This is a genomic window from Mesorhizobium sp. M0500, assembly GCF_040321165.1.
Lineage (GTDB): Bacteria > Pseudomonadota > Alphaproteobacteria > Rhizobiales > Rhizobiaceae > Mesorhizobium.
In genome coordinates this window covers 180,140-195,187 of record NZ_JAMYRB010000005.1, presented here as the reverse complement: position 1 = coordinate 195,187, position 15,048 = coordinate 180,140, and the positions used below count along the sequence as shown (strand labels likewise).

At 63.1% G+C, this 15,048-nt stretch carries 17 protein-coding genes; 7 read left to right on the top strand and 10 right to left on the bottom strand.

Annotated features, from left to right (window positions below):
- Positions 1-46 precede the first annotated feature (46 nt).
- From NKI70_RS12340 to NKI70_RS12320, 5 genes are all read left to right on the top strand, one after another.
- Positions 47-658 (top strand): molybdopterin-dependent oxidoreductase, encoded by a 612-nt coding sequence (locus NKI70_RS12340; RefSeq protein WP_023680229.1) that lies wholly within the window; start codon positions 47-49, stop codon positions 656-658.
- Complete coding sequence (locus tag NKI70_RS12335) at positions 655-1,401, top strand: FAD-binding oxidoreductase (protein ID WP_352697186.1); 747 nt, start codon at positions 655-657, stop codon at positions 1,399-1,401. The genes NKI70_RS12340 and NKI70_RS12335 overlap by 4 nt, the downstream gene beginning before the upstream one ends.
- A 441-nt stretch (positions 1,402-1,842) precedes the next feature.
- On the top strand, positions 1,843-2,046 hold the full coding sequence (locus NKI70_RS12330) for a DUF680 domain-containing protein (RefSeq protein WP_352697184.1): 204 nt from the start codon (positions 1,843-1,845) through the stop codon (positions 2,044-2,046).
- 71 nt (positions 2,047-2,117) lie between these two features.
- On the top strand, positions 2,118-2,324 hold the full coding sequence (locus tag NKI70_RS12325; RefSeq protein ID WP_023680226.1) for a DUF680 domain-containing protein: 207 nt from the start codon (positions 2,118-2,120) through the stop codon (positions 2,322-2,324).
- A gap of 66 nt (positions 2,325-2,390) precedes the next feature.
- Entirely contained in the window at positions 2,391-2,630 is a 240-nt protein-coding gene (locus NKI70_RS12320; RefSeq protein ID WP_352590877.1) for a DUF680 domain-containing protein, read from the top strand.
- Here NKI70_RS12320 and NKI70_RS12315 read toward each other — a convergent pair.
- From NKI70_RS12315 to NKI70_RS12290, 6 genes are all read right to left on the bottom strand, one after another.
- Complete coding sequence (locus NKI70_RS12315; protein WP_352724632.1) at positions 2,627-2,815, bottom strand: hypothetical protein; 189 nt, start codon at positions 2,813-2,815, stop codon at positions 2,627-2,629. The genes NKI70_RS12320 and NKI70_RS12315 overlap by 4 nt on opposite strands.
- Positions 2,812-3,924 carry an ABC transporter ATP-binding protein gene (locus tag NKI70_RS12310; protein ID WP_352697180.1) on the bottom strand — a complete coding sequence of 371 codons (1,113 nt, stop codon included), beginning with the start codon at positions 3,922-3,924 and terminating at the stop codon, positions 2,812-2,814. Before NKI70_RS12310 ends, NKI70_RS12315 begins: the two co-directional genes overlap by 4 nt.
- A 27-nt stretch (positions 3,925-3,951) precedes the next feature.
- The gene (gene bglA, locus NKI70_RS12305; protein ID WP_352697178.1) at positions 3,952-5,616 is read right to left on the bottom strand and encodes a beta-galactosidase BglA; all 1,665 of its coding nucleotides are present in this window, start codon (positions 5,614-5,616) and stop codon (positions 3,952-3,954) included.
- A gap of 4 nt (positions 5,617-5,620) precedes the next feature.
- Entirely contained in the window at positions 5,621-6,775 is a 1,155-nt protein-coding gene (locus tag NKI70_RS12300) for a carbohydrate ABC transporter permease (RefSeq protein ID WP_023680222.1), read from the bottom strand.
- A gap of 1 nt (position 6,776) precedes the next feature.
- The gene (locus NKI70_RS12295; protein ID WP_023680221.1) at positions 6,777-7,790 is read right to left on the bottom strand and encodes a carbohydrate ABC transporter permease; all 1,014 of its coding nucleotides are present in this window, start codon (positions 7,788-7,790) and stop codon (positions 6,777-6,779) included.
- 227 nt (positions 7,791-8,017) lie between these two features.
- On the bottom strand, positions 8,018-9,373 hold the full coding sequence (locus tag NKI70_RS12290; RefSeq protein ID WP_352452249.1) for an ABC transporter substrate-binding protein: 1,356 nt from the start codon (positions 9,371-9,373) through the stop codon (positions 8,018-8,020).
- Positions 9,374-9,735: 362 nt separating this feature from the next.
- Here NKI70_RS12290 and NKI70_RS12285 point away from each other — a divergent pair, with 362 nt between their 5' ends.
- Entirely contained in the window at positions 9,736-10,758 is a 1,023-nt protein-coding gene (locus tag NKI70_RS12285; protein WP_031213013.1) for a substrate-binding domain-containing protein, read from the top strand.
- Positions 10,759-10,830: 72 nt separating this feature from the next.
- Here the strand turns inward: NKI70_RS12285 and NKI70_RS12280 are convergent, their stop codons facing one another.
- Entirely contained in the window at positions 10,831-11,739 is a 909-nt protein-coding gene (locus NKI70_RS12280; protein WP_023680218.1) for a LysR family transcriptional regulator, read from the bottom strand.
- A gap of 81 nt (positions 11,740-11,820) precedes the next feature.
- Here NKI70_RS12280 and NKI70_RS12275 point away from each other — a divergent pair, with 81 nt between their 5' ends.
- Positions 11,821-12,315, top strand: coding sequence for a DUF8737 domain-containing protein (locus NKI70_RS12275; protein WP_352697176.1), 495 nt, complete (start codon positions 11,821-11,823; stop codon positions 12,313-12,315).
- 5 nt (positions 12,316-12,320) lie between these two features.
- Here NKI70_RS12275 and NKI70_RS12270 read toward each other — a convergent pair whose 3' ends face one another.
- From NKI70_RS12270 to NKI70_RS12260, 3 genes are read right to left on the bottom strand one after another with little or no spacing between them, the layout of a single operon-like run.
- Positions 12,321-13,760: a S8 family serine peptidase gene (locus NKI70_RS12270; RefSeq protein ID WP_023680216.1), complete on the bottom strand. Its 1,440-nt coding sequence runs from the start codon at positions 13,758-13,760 to the stop codon at positions 12,321-12,323.
- Positions 13,750-14,418: an anti-sigma factor gene (locus NKI70_RS12265; protein WP_352568403.1), complete on the bottom strand. Its 669-nt coding sequence runs from the start codon at positions 14,416-14,418 to the stop codon at positions 13,750-13,752. Before NKI70_RS12265 ends, NKI70_RS12270 begins: the two co-directional genes overlap by 11 nt.
- Entirely contained in the window at positions 14,415-14,978 is a 564-nt protein-coding gene (locus NKI70_RS12260; protein ID WP_023676214.1) for a sigma-70 family RNA polymerase sigma factor, read from the bottom strand. The genes NKI70_RS12265 and NKI70_RS12260 overlap by 4 nt, the downstream gene beginning before the upstream one ends.
- Positions 14,979-15,048: the final 70 nt, after the last annotated feature.

The following is a 15,048-nucleotide window of genomic DNA, read 5'->3' as shown; positions in this document are numbered from 1 at the left end:
AAAACTGACAAAGGTCGATTGGACCTTGCGCAAACGGATATTCTCGATGGTTACCCGAGGCTTCTCTTCCGGACGAAAGCCGCCGACGGATACGGATGCACGTATCCCGCCGGGGCAATATCTCGAGCAAGGTTTCCCGGTCCTGTCGGCCGGCCCGACGCCGCATGTCCGCACCGAGGATTGGTCGTTTACGCTTAAGCACGGGCCGCGGCCGATCAAGAAGTGGAACTGGGCCGAGTTCAACGCGCTGCCCTTGACCAAGATGACGCGCGACATCCATTGCGTCACCGCATGGACCAAGTTCGACACCGCGTGGCAGGGCGTGCTGGTCGACGACATCCTTGCCGACGCCGGCATCGAGCCGCCCACCGCCTTCACGCTGGCGCTGGGTTTCGACGGCTATTCCACCAATGTGCCAACGAAGGATCTCACCGGCGGCAAGGCGATGGTGGCACTGCTTTACGAGGGCAAGCCGATCACCCCCGATCATGGCGGCCCGGCCCGGCTGCTCGTTCCGCATCTCTATTTCTGGAAATCGGCCAAATGGCTGAACGGGCTGCAGTTCACAGAGCGTGACGAGCCGGGTTTCTGGGAGTTGCGAGGCTATCATATCTATGGCGATCCGTGGCGCGAGCAGCGCTACACGAACGATCCATGAGCGACGCACCGACGGCGCAGTCGCCCTGGCAGACGGTCACCATCACCCGCATCCAAAAGCGCACGCGGCGCGTCACCAGCTTTTTCCTGCAGCCCTCGCGGCCCTTCGCCTACCGGGCCGGACAGCATGTCGACGTCAGGCTGACGGCACCTGACGGCTATCAGGCGCGCCGCTCCTACTCCATCGCCTCGGCGCCGGAGACCGGCGAGACCATCGAGCTGGCGATTGAAAAACTCGAGGACGGCGAGGTCTCGCCATTCTTTCACGACATCGCGGCGGTGGGCGACGAGGTCGAGTTGCGCGGGCCGCTCGGCGGCCATTTCGTCTGGTCCGACGGCGATGGCGGACCGCTCCTGCTCGTCGGCGGCGGGTCGGGCGTGGTGCCGCTGATGTCGATGGTCCGTCACCGGGCGATGCGGGGATCGCTGGTCGCCGCCGCCTTGGTGTTTTCGGCGCGGGTCTGGGACGAGGTGATCTTTCGCGACGAGTTGATCGACCTCGCCGAGCGCCGGGATGGCTTCGACCTGGTGCTGACGCTGACGCGCGAGCCGGCCCGCCGTCCGGCAGATCATGCGCGGCGGGTCGACGCCGCGATGATGGTGCAAGCCATGACGAGGCTGCCCGCGCCGCCGAAGCTCGCCTTTGTCTGCGGCTCGAACGCATTCGTGACGGCCGCCGCCGAGGCACTGATCGATGCCGGTGTGCCTGCGGCACTCATCCGCACCGAACGCTACGGGGTCTGACCCGGTTCTGCTTGCCCGGTTGCTGCCTTCGCTGCCCGGCATAAACAGGCCGAAAACAGGCAGAACGGCGACGCCACGTTTGGCCGAAATGGTTAACGATTCGACAAAGAACCTCGGCTGCGACTTTTATCGGTTTAAAAAATCGAACCGAACGGTTCGTTTCTGTTGACAATGCGTGCAGGACGCTGTGAACGCTGCCTCCCAAGTCACCTTGCAGCCAGACCGATACTATGGGCTATCTACGTGATATTTAGCAATAAAATTGTGGCGGAGGGAATCTCTGGCACAATTTCAAGGTGTAGATTCTTGGTCCACACCAAACAACTTCGTGATTGGAAACTGGCCATCGCCTTTCCCACATCGGGGCTGTCCGAACGACGCGAATTCCTCCCAAGACACGCCGCTGGACGGACGGAAAAACTGAGATACTGGAGTACTAAAATGAAAAAGATCGCTCTTGCCGCCGTCGCCGTTTTGGCCATCACCGGCAGCGCCTTCGCTGGCAGCGACAACTTTGGTTCCAAGGGTGCGAACCAGCCTGCCGCTTCGGTCGACAGCTCGTATACGGCTTCCATTCAGAAGCCGGCTCATGCTGACCAGCAGCCTGTCCAGGGCGCCGACCGTAACCTCTTCGGCAACAAATAACAGCCGATCCCAGCATCAGGGCGGCGGGCATATCCGCCGTCCGGGGATCTGAAAAATTCAGGAGTATTAAGATGAAAAAGATCGTTCTTGCTGCCGCCGCCGTTTTGGCCATCACCGGCAGCGCCTTCGCGGGCAGCGACAACTTTGGTTCCAACGGAGCCAACCAGCCTGCTGTCTCGGTCGACAGCTCCTACACGGCTTCCGTCAAGACGTCGGACCAGGCTGAAAAGCAGCCGGTTGTCCAGGGCGCCGACCGTAACCTCTTCGGCAACAACTAACAGCCGATCCCACCATCAAGGCGGCGGCATGCCCGCCGTTTGATTCGAAAATCCAGGAGTATCCAAATGAAAAAGATTGTTCTTACTGCCGCCGCTCTCTTGATTGCCGCCGGCAGCGCTTATGCCCGCAACGACAATGTTGGCGGGACCGACATCAACAAGCAGTCGACCGTCAACGTCGACAAGACGCAGACGTATTCGGTGCGTGACAGCAACTCGCCGGTCTACAAGCTGCTGAATTCGTCTGGCGATGTGCCCAAGTCCGCGCCTCAGGGCGCCGACCGCAACCTCTTCGGCAACAACTAGAGCAATTCCAGGAAAAGTGTGAAACGGTTTTCCGTCCGGAATTGCGTCAAAACAAAGAGGTAGAGCGGTTCGGCGTTCCGTGAAACGATGAACCGCTCTAACGGCCGAACTGGAATTCCAGACAAGAGCGGCGGGCCATGCCCGCCGCTCTTGTTTTTTGCATGGCGGAAGAACGCCTGCTTCAAGCCGCCTTTGCTTCTGCTTCATGGAGCGCGAAAGAGCGCCCGTCCGCGTCGAAAATATGCAGGTCGCCGGCGTCCGCCGTCACCCGCAGCGTCGCTCCGCGCTTGACCTCGACATTGCCCGGCAGCTTGGTCACCAGCGGCAGGTCGGCGCGGCCGATGTCGACATAGACGAGCTGGACCTCGCCGAGCTGCTCGACGTAATCGACCGTCCCTTCGAACAAATAGTCGGCGCCGGTGGCAATCATCAGATCCTCCGGCCGCACCCCGAAGCTCACCGCAGCACCTTTCGCCGACGCAGGCGTTGCGATCGGCACCGTTGCCTTGCGGCCGCCGACATGGCTGACGACCGTCGGGTTGCCGGTCTTGTCGATCGTCGCCGGCAGGATGTTCATCGCCGGCGAGCCGATGAACTGGGCGACGAACAGATTGCCGGGCCGCTTGTAGAGCTCCATCGGCGTGCCGACCTGTTCGATATGGCCTTCCTTCAGCACTACGATGCGGTCGGCCAGCGTCATCGCCTCGACCTGGTCGTGGGTGACGTAGATCATCGTTGTGGCCGGCATCGACTCCTTGAGCTTGGCGATCTCGATGCGGGTGGCGACACGCAGCGCCGCGTCGAGGTTGGATAGCGGCTCGTCGAACAGGAAGACCTTGGGATTGCGCACGATGGCGCGACCGATGGCGACGCGCTGGCGCTGGCCGCCCGACATCGCCTTGGGCAGACGGTCGAGATATTTGGTCAGCTGCAGGATCTCGGCCGCCTGGCGCACCCGCTTGTCGATCTCGGCCTTGCTTTCCTTGCCGATCTTCATCGAGAAGGCCATGTTGTCGTAGACGGTCATGTGCGGATAAAGCGCATAGGACTGGAACACCATGGCGATGCCGCGCTTTGACGGCGGCACGTCGTTGACGATCTCGCCGTCGATCTTGAGCTCGCCCGAGGTGATCTCCTCCAGCCCGGCGATGCAGCGCAGCAAGGTCGACTTGCCGCAACCCGAGGGGCCGACGAAGACGATGAATTCGCCCGACTTTATGTCGAGGTCGACGCCGTGCAGAATGTTGAGATTGCCATATGATTTCCTCACTTGCCTTAGCGTGACATCGGCCATGGTGTACCCTCCAGTTCTTCCTTGAATTCAGTCGATACGCCCGAACCAGGCGCCGTAGCCGCCGAGGCGGATAGTGCCGGCGCCAGTCTGTCCCGAAAACCCGTGTCCCGGCAAGGGCTGCAATGAGCGGCCGCCAAGATCGACTTCGGCCGGCTTTGCTCCGAGATTGAAGGCGCAGACGATCTGCTCGTTGCTTTCACGGCGGGTGAAGGCGACGGTGTCGCCCTCGCTTTCGATGAACTCGATATCACCCTTGGCCAGTGCCGGATGGGCGCGGCGGAAAGCCAGGAAGCGCCGGTAGTGCTCGAGCAGCGAGCCGTCGTCGCCTTGCTGCACATTGACGGCTTGCGCAAGGTGCTTGCTGGGCACCGGCAGCCAGGGCTTTGCCGTCGAGAAGCCGCCATTGCGGGCGGCGCCGTCCCAAACCATCGGCGTACGGCAGCCGTCGCGTCCCTTGAATTCAGGCCAGAAGCGGATGCCGTATGGGTCCTGCAGATCCTCGAAGCTGAGCTCGGCCTCGCTGAGCCCGAGCTCCTCGCCTTGATAGATGCAGACCGAGCCGCGCAACGACATCAGCAGCGCCGAGATGACCTTGAGGTAGGCGGTCGGGTCGGGCTCGCCGGCTGCCCAGCGAGAGGCGGGACGCATCACGTCATGGTTGGAGAAGGCCCAGCACGACCAGCCGTCGCTGGCCACCTTGCCGAAGGTTTCCAGCACCGAGCGTACCTTTGCCGCGCTGATCTTCTCCGGCGCCAGGAAGTCGAAGGAGTAACACATATGCACGCGCTTGCCGCCGGCCGTATAGGCCGCCACCACTTCCAGCCCACGCTGCGAATCGCCGACCTCGCCAACCGCGGCCGTCGCCGGGTATTCGTCGAGCAAGGCGCGGAAGCGTTCGAGGAAGCCGAGGTTTTCAGGCCGGCTCTTGTCGTAGAGATGGTCCTGGTAGTTGTAGGGGTTGACGGCCGGCGCCGTCTGGTCGTTGCGCTGCTCGGGTGGCAGCGGCGGATTGTCTTCCAGGCCTTGGCTGTGGAAATAGAAATTGATGGTATCGAGGCGGAAGCCGTCGACGCCGCGCTCCAGCCAGAAGCGGGTGACGTCGAGCAGCGCGTCCTGGACCGCGCGGCTGTGGAAATTGAGGTCGGGCTGCTCGGCCAGGAAATTATGCAGGTAATATTGCTGGCGGCTGGTGTCCCACTGCCAGGCCGAGCCGCCGAAGATCGACAGCCAGTTATTGGGTGGCGTGCCGTCCGGCTTGGCATCCGCCCAGACATACCAGTCGGCTTTTGGATTGCTCCGGCTCGAGCGGCTCTCCTTGAACCAGGGATGGATGTCGGCGGTGTGCGAGAGCACCTCGTCGATCATCACCTTGAGGCCAAGCCGATGCGCCTCTGCGGTCAGCGCGTCGAAGTCGGCCAGCGTGCCGAACATCGGATCGACATCGCAATAATCCGACACGTCGTAGCCAAAATCCTTCATCGGCGATTTGAAGAATGGCGAGATCCAGATGGCGTCGACACCGAGCGAGGCGATGTAGGCCAACCGGCCGATCATGCCCCTGAGGTCGCCGATGCCGTCGCCGTTCGAATCCTGATAGCTGCGCGGGTAGATCTGGTAGATCACGGCACCTCGCCACCAGTCGCGATCTATAGCGAGATCTGGCTTCGGGGTGGCCTTCAAAGCGGATTGCATGATCTCAACCTCCTTTCACCGAGCCGGCAAGCAGCCCGCGGACGAAATAGCGCTGCAGCGAGAAGAACACGATCAGCGGCACGATGATGGTGACGAAGGCCGATGTCGTCAGGATCTCCCAGTCGCCGCCGCGCGAGCCGAGCAACGCATTGAGCTTGGCGGTCAGCACGATCTGGTCGCCCTCGGTACCAAGGAAAACCATCGCCACCAGCAGATCGTTCCACACCCAGAGAAACTGGAAGATGGCGAACGAGGCCAGCACCGGGAACGATAATGGCAGCACGATCTTGACGAAGATCTCGAAATCGCTGGCGCCGTCGATACGCGCCGACTCCATGATCTCGCGTGGCAGGCCGGCGATATAGCTCCTCAACAGATAGATGGCGAAAGGCAGACCGAAGCCGGTATGCGCCAGCCAGATGCCGAGATAGGTCTTCGACGGCACGCCGAAGAAGCTGCCGACGCCGTTATAGAGCTTCAACAGCGGGATCAGCGACATCTGCAGCGGCACGACCAGGAGGCCGATGATGACGGCGATGAGCAGCGCCCGGCCGGGAAAGCGCATCCAGGCCAGCGCGTAGGCGGCGAACGCGGCGATCAGGATCGGGATGACGGTCGCCGGAATGGTGACGGTCAGCGAGTTCATGAAGGAGCGGCCGATGCCTTCCGAAAACAGCACCGTGTCGTAATTGTCGGTGGTGAATTTCGGCGGCGCCGACGAGGCGTAATAGACGCGCTGGCCGCGTTCGCTTTCGAAAGCCTTCGGCGAGGTCATGACGAAACTGCCGTCGGCATTGAGCTGCAGGGTGACGCCGTCGCCGAGATCGGCTGTCGTGCCGGCGGGATATTGCGTCGGCGCGGCCGACTTGACGCCGAAGGCGCTGATGTTGCGGGCCGGGCCGTCGCCGAAGATATTGCCTTGCAGGACGAACTTGCCCTCCTTCTCGACCTGCGCCGAGGCTGGCGGCAGCCGGCCGGCTTCCGTCTGGCTGGAACTGGTGAACGAGTTCCACCAGCCCGAAGCGATGATCTGATCCTTGTCGCGCAGCGACGAGACCAGAATGCCGAGCGTCGGGATCGTCCAGATCGCAACGAAGATGAAGACGGCGATGTGGACGCCGAAACGGCTGACAAAGGACTTTCCGGTCGACGCGGCCATCTCAATGCCCTTCCGTCTCTTTGTTCGCCTGGCGGATGTTCCAGACCATGATCGGAATGACCGCGATCATGATGATGATGGCGATGGTGGCGCCGCGGCCGAAATCGCCGCCGCCGCGGAACATCCAGTCGAACATCAGATTGGCCAACACCTGGCTGTTCCACTGGCCGTTGGTCATGGTCAGCACGATGTCGAAAACCTTCAGCACCAGGATGGTGATGGTGGTCCAGACCACGGCGATGGTGCCCCAGATCTGCGGCACCATGATCTTCCAGAAGATCTGGAAAGGGTTGGCGCCGTCGATGACGGCGGCTTCCAGCGTCTCTTCCGGAATGCCGCGCAAGGCCGACGACAGGATGACCATGGCAAAGCCGGTCTGGATCCAGATCAGGATGACCATCAGGAAGAAGTTGTTCCAGAACGGCAGCGAGATCCAGACCTGCGGCTGGCCGCCGAAATACTGGATGATGGCGTTGAGCAGACCGATCTGCGTCTGCCCGTCGCCGCGATATTCGTAGATGAATTTCCAGATGACGCTGGCGCCGACGAACGAGATCGCCAGCGGCAGGAAGATCAGGCTCTTGGCGATGGTGCCCCACCAGATCTTGTCGGTGAGCACGGCGATGATCAGCCCGAGGAAGGTGCAGGCGGCCGGCACCACCGCCAGCCAGATGATGTTGTTGAGGATCGAGTTGCGGAACTCGCGGTCGCCGAACGCCCATTGATAGTTGGCCAAGCCGACGAAATGGGCGCCGCCGCGATCGAGGAACGACAGCCTCAGCGTCTCCACCACCGGGTAGATCAGGTAGATGGTGAGGATGATCATCGCCGGGCCGACGAAGAGCCAGGGTCGGATCACCCCCTGCCGGCGCAGATTGTTAATCGCCGCCTTGCCGGAAACGCCGCGTGCCGGAAAGATCGTGTCGAGTGCCTTGTTGGCGCCCCAGAAATAGGCGACGCAGCCGCCCACGCCGATGATGATGACGAATATCGCCGAAAAAATCTGAGCCGCCATGGGTCCCTCCCCCTGCGCACGGATCCGCCAGTCGAGAATGGCTTTGGCGACGGGATCATGCGCCGATTCAGTTGTCTGGAGCGCGACCAGCCGGAAAGCAGGTCACTGGGCGCGCGTCATGCCGGAATGCGTTGTACTCACGACAATCGACGCGACGCCAAGCACCGGATAAGGTCCGGGCCGTTTGAGGCCCGGACCACATCACATTGGGAACTCAAGCCGGCCGCTTACTTGATCGCGTCCCAGCTTTTCTGGATGTCAGTGGCGACGTCCTGGGCGGACTTGCCGCCGACCAGGTCGATCATGCCGGTCCAGAACGCACCGGCGCCGATCTTGCCCGGCATCAGGTCGGACCCGTCGAAGCGGAAGGTCGAGGCGTTGGCCAGGATCTCGCCCTGCTTCTTCAGCGCGTCGCTAGCATAGGCGTCCTTGTTGACCGACTTGAACGGCGTCACGAAGCCGCCCTGTGCCATCCAGATCTCATGAGCGAGCGGCAGCTTCAGGAATTCGATGAACGCGCGGGCACTCTTGCTATCTTTAGTGATCATGGCCAGCGTGCCGGCGCCGAGCACCGGAGTGCCGAGCTCGGGCTTGGAGGCGTAGGGCGGGTAATAGAAGAAGTCGGCATCCTCGCCGATCTTGGTGCCTTGCGGGAAGAAGGTCGGGATGAACGATGCCTGGTGGTGCAGATAGCATTTCGGCGGCACCGAGAAGAGGCCCTTCGGGCTGTCACGGAAATCGGTCGCCGCAACCGCCTTGGCGCCGCCCTCGACCATCTTGTCGTCGGTCGCGATCTTGCCGAAAATGTCGATGGCGTTGACCACTGCCGGATCGTTGAACGGAATTTCGTTCTTCACCCATTTGTCGTAGGTCTCGGGCGTCTGGGTGCGCAGCATGATGTCTTCGACCCAGTCGGTCGCCGGCCAGCCGGTGGCGCCGCCCGAACCAAGCCCGATGCACCATGGCGTGCCGCCGTCGGCGATGATCTTCTTTTCGAGCTCGGCAAGCTCTTCCTGCGTCTTCGGCACCTTGTAGCCCGCTTCCTCGAAATTGTCCGGCGAGTACCAGACCAGCGACTTCACGTCGGCCTTATACGGAAAGGCGAAGAAGCCGGGCTTGCCGTCCTTGTCCTTGAACGTGCCGAGGTCGACCCAGGATTGGCCGGCGCCGTAATTGTCCTTGACCCAGTTGGCCGTGTCGTCGCCGAGCGGCGTCAAAAGGCCCTTCGATGCCAGATCCTGGATCAGGCCCGGCTGCGGCAGCACGGCAATGTTGGGCGGGCTGCCGGCCTGCGTGTCGATGACGATCTGCTGCTCGTAATTCTCCGACGAGGAGTACTTGATCTCGGCGCCGGTGGCTTCGGAGAAGTAATCGAGGACGGTGCGGATAAGCCCTTCGTCCTCGCCGCGCCACGGTCCGAAGATCGTCAGCGTCTCGCCCTTGAGGTCGACTTTCTTGAGCTCTTCGTAGTTCGCCCAGTTGAAACGGGGATCTTCGCCCGGCTTGAACTTCAATTCGGCTTGCGCCGGCATGGCGAGCGCAAGCGTGGCAAACGCAGCGCCCAGCAGAAGCATTTTCTTCATCGGTATTCCCTCCCAGTGGTGACAAACACCGAACGAAACCTCCATTCCGTCCGCCGGCGCTGCAGGACTGTGACTCAGTCGGAAAGGAACTGCAACCTTTCGTAGAGTCTTCCAAAGCGCTTTGGTGATTTTGATCACGCCACTGAATTGATCCGGAGTCAAGAGAAAGCCAGACTAATCGATTTAATTTCTGCGGCCGAGTGCCGGCAAAAGTGCGCTGCAGCACAGTTTTCTGGCGGTGCAGCAGCAAATTCGGCTTCAAACCGGTCCGAACCGTGCGTATGGTCAGTGCGCTCGGCAACGCGGTTCGTAGCGGCCAGCTCGATTCAGATTAAAAGCGCTTTGAGGTTTGGAGGCCTCCGGTGAACCTCAAGCAGCTCTCCCACATGCTGGCGCTTTCGCAGACTACGGTGAGCCGCGCATTGAACGGCTACCCCGAAGTCAACGAGGAAACGCGCCGGCGGGTGGTCGATGCCGCCAAGCGTCACGGCTATCGCCCCAATCCGAGCGCCCGTCGGCTGGCGACCGGCAAGACCGGCATGATCGGCTATGTTCTGCCGACGGGGACGACCGTCGACATCGACCCGCATTTCGTCGAGTTCCTGTCCGGCCTCGGCGACTATGCGCGTTCGCACGAGCTCGACCTGGTGCTGTCACCGGCCGATGCCGACGACCAGGAGACGACGTACCGCCGCATTGTCGCCAACCGGCAGGTCGACGCGGTCTATATCTCGTCGCCGAGGCCGGCCGACCGGCGGGTGGCGCTGGTCAATACGCTCGGCATTCCTTTCATCGTCCATGGCCGCAGCGAAGGCTTCGATTTCGACTATCCGTTCACCGACATCGACAATGAGGGCGCCTTCCACGAGGCGGCGCGGCTACTCGTTCAGCTCGGTCATAGGCGTCTGGCGCTGATCAACGGCGACGATCGCGAGACCTTCGCCATCCATCGCGAGCGCGGCGTGCGCCGCGCGCTTGCGGCGAGCGGCCTGGTGCTTCGTGATCAGCATGTCTGTTCGCTCACCATGACCGAGGAGAACGGCTACCGCGCCGCCCGGCGCTTGCTGGAACAAAGTGACGCGCCGACGGCGATCGCCTGCTCCAGCCTGATCATGGCGCTCGGCGTGGTGCGCGCGGTGCGCGATCTCGGCCTGACCATTCCGGGCGACCTGTCGCTGATCGCCCATGACGACGTCTTTCCCTGGCTGAAGCCGGAAAATTTTTCGGTGCCGCTGTCGACGACGCGTTCGTCGATCCGCCTCGCCGGCGCGCGCATCGCCGAACGGCTGGCGGCGCGGATTTCCGGCCTGGAGGAGGGCGCTCGCGGCGAAGTCTGGCCGGTCGACCTGGTGGTCAGGGGATCGGTCGCCGGCGCGCCGGCCTAGAGGCAATCACTCTGAACGGCCGAGGTCGACTCTTGGCGGCTGTTGGCCAGCACCAGCGGGTGCGTCCTGGTCTCAGGCCGCGGATTTGAGGTGATCGATGAAGGCGCGCAGCTTCGGCAGGACTTGGCGCTTGCCGGGATGATAAAGGAAGACACCCGGCGTCGTCGTGGCGACGCTGTCCAGCACCGACTGGAGTTTTCCTTCGGCTATCAGACCTTCGGCGAGTGGTCGCGGTGTCTGCGCCAGCCCGACGCCCCGCATCGCAGCCCCGACCAACGTCGAATAGTCGTGCGCGATCAGCGGGCCTGAGACGACCGCTTCGATCGCGCCGTTGCCGTCGATGAACGACCAGGGCGCGATGCTGCCATTCGAGCGGCGCAAGCGTAAGCAGGCGTGGTGGCGCAAGTCGTCGACACGCTCGGGACGGCCGTGGCGCTCAAAATAGTCAGGGCTGCCGACGACCACGAACGAGAACGGCGCTGTCAGCCGCACCGCGACCATGTCGGCGGCGATGAGCTGGCCGAGGCGGATGCCGGCATCGAACCCGCCGGTCGCGAGATCGACCATCTGGTCGCTCACGGCGATCTCCAGTTCGATCTCAGGATAGGCTTGGCAGAACGACGCGATCAGCGGCTCCAACATCAGCGGCACGATAGCGCGGGGCACAGACAGGCGCAGCAGACCGGTCGGCCGCTGGCCGATATCGCGGGCGGCCTCGCCGGCCGCGACAAGCTCTTCGAACGCCGGGCCGGCACGGTCGAGGAACCGCTGGCCAGGCTCGGTTAAACCAACGCTCCGCGTCGTGCGGACGAACAGCGCCGTGCCCAGGCGGGCTTCCAGCGCGCGCACCGTCTGGCTCACGGCGGATGGCGTCACGCCGAGATCGGCGGCGGCACGGCGGAAACTGAGGCGCCTGGCGACGGCCAGGAACGCCTCGACGCCCTCCAGCGCACCATGTCGGACTGTGTAGTTCTGCTTCATAGGTTGTTGTGATTACACCGGATAGTCGAATTGCGGTAGCGGGCTTAAAGCCGCGTGAATCAACTGTTGAGAGAAGGCCAAATGTCCACGGAAATGGTGTTCCAAACCCATCTTGCTCTCGGCTATGTCGCGTGGCTGCTTTGCTTCGGCGCGTACGGTTTGCCGTGGCTCAGGTCGATGGACCGGGTCGCGGCGCAACGCGCCATCGCTACGCTGCACAGCTTCCGCTTCTTCGGGCTCGTCTTCATGGTTCCAGGTGTCGTAAGCCCCAATCTGCCCACCGACTTCGCCGTATTCGCCGCCTACGGCGATTTCGCGACTGGCGTGCTGGCCATGCTGGCGCTGCTCACGGTGAGGATACGCCCGCTCTTCTGGCCGTTGGTCGTCGCCTTCAATGTCGCAGGGACGGTCGACCTCATCGTCGACTATTACCATGCCGTCCAGATCGGCCTTCCTGCACGCGCAGGCGAACTGGGCACCACCTACGCGATCCCGATCATCTACGTACCGCTGCTGATGATAACGCACATCGCCGCATTCTATTTTCTGCTACGTCCTCAGCAAAACGCGACTTGAGCGGGCTATTCCTTCGCCGCCTCGGCCGCCTTGGTATTCAGCAGGCCAAAGCCGAAATCATTGTCCCGCCCCTTGGGGCCGAGATCCCTGGCGGTGGCGGCAAGTGCTTTCTCGACCCAGTCGGCCGAACGGTCGGGTGCGGCATGGAACAGGTTGGCGACGGCGCCGGTCACGATCGCTGCGGCGAAGGACGTCCCGGTCACCACGTCCGAGCCGGCGCCGCTCGGCGCCACCATCTCGACGCCGGGAGCGGAGATGAAGACATAGGCGCCGCGATTGGCCTGCGGCATCAGCCCGTCCTTGGCATCGGTGGCCGTCACCGCCATCACGCCGTCGAAGGCGGCCGGATAACCATAGGGCGCCTTCGGTCCGTTATTGCCGGCGGCCGCAACCAGCACGATGCCAAACGCGCGCGCATTGCGGCAGGCGATGCCGAGCAGGTCGTTCTTCGGACCGACGAAGCTCATATTGATGATGCGGACATCCTGCTCCGCCGCCCAGTCGAGCGCCGAAAGGATGACGTCCATGGTCGACTTGCCGCCCTCGAAGGCGCGGGCGTGATAGATCCTGGCACCCGGCGCCATGCCTTTGAACGCGCCGGTGCCGGCAATCAGTCCATCGACCGAAGTGCCGTGGTCGCGCGCCTTGATCGGCACGTCGGGCATGGCATCGAACTGCCCGGCGATGACGCCGGAGAGCGCCGGATTGCCGTCATCGATGCCGGTGTCGATGACGCCGACGCGCACATTCTCGCCGCTGGCTTTGTCGGCATCGAGCGCAATGCGCTCGAACGCATAATTGACGATGCTGGCCGCCTGCTGCAGCGAGTAGACATGGTTGGCCTCACGCCGCAAAGTACGGCCGTCGGCGGCAAGTTGCGCCAGCACGACGCCGACCGGGCGGCCATCGGGAATGCCGAAGCGCACCAGCGTGTTGCCGAGCAGCCGCGACTGCCGCTGCGAGCGTATCTCGAGGCCGAACGAGGCCGCGATCTGCTGGACCGCGCCGGCATCGCCATTGACCGTGACCAGCACCTCGTCGGGCACGAAATCGCCGATCACGGCGCGCGGCGGCTCGGTTGCGACAAGATCGGTGGGTGCTACGACCGGACCGCCCGGCGCGGCAGCCTGTATTGCCGGCGCGACGGCGGGTGGGGTTGCAGTATTGCCAGGAGGTATAGGCGCCTCGGTGACTACGGCAGGATTGGGGAACAGGTCGACAATCAAGTCCGGAAGAAACACCGCGCCCGTTATTCCAGGAGCCAGCGCTTTGCCGCCATCCTTCACGGCGCCGCCATCCTTGGCGCAGTCGGCGTTGGCAGCATTTCCCCGGTTCAGGCAGTCGATCTCAGCCTGGGTGAGGTTCGGGTCATTGGTCTGCGCCATTGCGGACGCGGCGAAGATTGTCATCGCTGCCGTCAATCGAATGACCGCCTTAGCCGCCATCAGCCGGTTTCCTTCCCTCCAGCGCAGCTTCGGTGAAAGGCTGGGCGGCAATAAGGCCAAGCAGCTTCTGATAGTCGGCGGCGGTCTTGGCCGGAACGCCGAGGCGGAAGACACCGTCGGCGGTCGGCCCGCCGGCGATCTTCAATTGGTTCTGGTCGAGAAAAGCGATGATGTCGGACAGCTTCGCATCCGGTTTGAACTTCACAAGTGCAAACGGCATTTTGGCCAGGTCGTCTTCCGATCCGGCAATCTCGAAATCGCCACCTCTGTTGCCGGTCTGCACAAAGGATTGCGCGACGACCAGGGCCAGCAGCACCGCGGCCGCGGCCCAGGCGACGCCGACCGGCACCGCCATGAAGCGGCTCCAGGCTTGCGCCAGCCAGGACGATGCCGCAGGCGCGCGGGACGGGCCGGCCTCGGCGTCGAGCGCCTTGGCAAAGCGGCTGAGCGCATCGGCCGGCGGGCGGATTGCCTCGTTTGCGGCAGCGGTGCCGGAGAATTCGGCCTCGGCCTCGCCTAGTGCGGCCATCGCCGCCGGATCGCTCGCCAGCCATTCCTCGATGGCTTCGAGCTCGGTGCCCTCCAGCGAGCCGTTCAGATAAAACGGCAGCAGCATTTCCATTTCGTCGCGGCGTGACATTTTTTCAGCGGCGCTCATGGCCACCCCCTGTCGTAACCGGCGGCCTTGAGGGCTTCGCCGAGTTTCTTGCGGGCGTAGAACATCCTGGTCTTGACCGTTGCGACCGGGATGCCGAGTACCTCGCCGATCTCGCTCACCGATTGCCCGTGATAATAGGCAAGGTCGATCACCGTGCGGTGCTCTTCCGGCATGGCATCGATAAAGCGTCGCAAGGCGGCGGCCTTGTCTTCCTTCATCGTCACGACTTCCGGCGTGTCGGCGCCGTCGGCGACCCGGGCCGCGTCATCGTCGTCGATCCAGTCTTCCTTCTTCTTGCGCAGCAGGGACAGCGCCTTGAAGCGGGCAATGCCGAGCAGCCATGTCGAGACCTCCGAGCGCCCCTCGAAGGCCGGTGCCTGCCGCCAGAGTTCGAGGAACACCTCGTTCGCGATATCGTCGGCCATCAGTTCCGATCCCGTCTGGCGTGCCACGAAGCGGTAGACCCGCGCGTGGTGGCGCATGAACAGGAGCCGCACGGCGGCACGGTCACCTTTCGCGACCCGCTCGACAAGCGCGCGATCGGTCTCCGCGGCCGTCATCGCCGGTCGAGCCGCCTGGCTCCTGCCTGCTCTGTCGCTGATCGGCCCAAAAAGGTTCACCGCATCCGCC

Coding starts and splice junctions, on each gene's coding strand:
- NKI70_RS12340 (WP_023680229.1), top strand. CDS start 47: ATGGTTACCCGAGGCTTCTCTTCCGGACGAAAGCCGCCGACGGATACG.
- NKI70_RS12335 (WP_352697186.1), top strand. CDS start 655: ATGAGCGACGCACCGACGGCGCAGTCGCCCTGGCAGACGGTCACCATC.
- NKI70_RS12330 (WP_352697184.1), top strand. CDS start 1,843: ATGAAAAAGATCGCTCTTGCCGCCGTCGCCGTTTTGGCCATCACCGGC.
- NKI70_RS12325 (WP_023680226.1), top strand. CDS start 2,118: ATGAAAAAGATCGTTCTTGCTGCCGCCGCCGTTTTGGCCATCACCGGC.
- NKI70_RS12320 (WP_352590877.1), top strand. CDS start 2,391: ATGAAAAAGATTGTTCTTACTGCCGCCGCTCTCTTGATTGCCGCCGGC.
- NKI70_RS12310 (WP_352697180.1), bottom strand. CDS start 3,924: ATGGCCGATGTCACGCTAAGGCAAGTGAGGAAATCATATGGCAATCTC.
- bglA (WP_352697178.1), bottom strand. CDS start 5,616: ATGCAATCCGCTTTGAAGGCCACCCCGAAGCCAGATCTCGCTATAGAT.
- NKI70_RS12300 (WP_023680222.1), bottom strand. CDS start 6,775: ATGGCCGCGTCGACCGGAAAGTCCTTTGTCAGCCGTTTCGGCGTCCAC.
- NKI70_RS12295 (WP_023680221.1), bottom strand. CDS start 7,790: ATGGCGGCTCAGATTTTTTCGGCGATATTCGTCATCATCATCGGCGTG.
- NKI70_RS12290 (WP_352452249.1), bottom strand. CDS start 9,373: ATGAAGAAAATGCTTCTGCTGGGCGCTGCGTTTGCCACGCTTGCGCTC.
- NKI70_RS12280 (WP_023680218.1), bottom strand. CDS start 11,739: ATGAAGCAGAACTACACAGTCCGACATGGTGCGCTGGAGGGCGTCGAG.
- NKI70_RS12275 (WP_352697176.1), top strand. CDS start 11,821: ATGTCCACGGAAATGGTGTTCCAAACCCATCTTGCTCTCGGCTATGTC.
- NKI70_RS12270 (WP_023680216.1), bottom strand. CDS start 13,760: ATGGCGGCTAAGGCGGTCATTCGATTGACGGCAGCGATGACAATCTTC.
- NKI70_RS12265 (WP_352568403.1), bottom strand. CDS start 14,418: ATGAGCGCCGCTGAAAAAATGTCACGCCGCGACGAAATGGAAATGCTG.
- NKI70_RS12260 (WP_023676214.1), bottom strand. CDS start 14,978: ATGACGGCCGCGGAGACCGATCGCGCGCTTGTCGAGCGGGTCGCGAAA.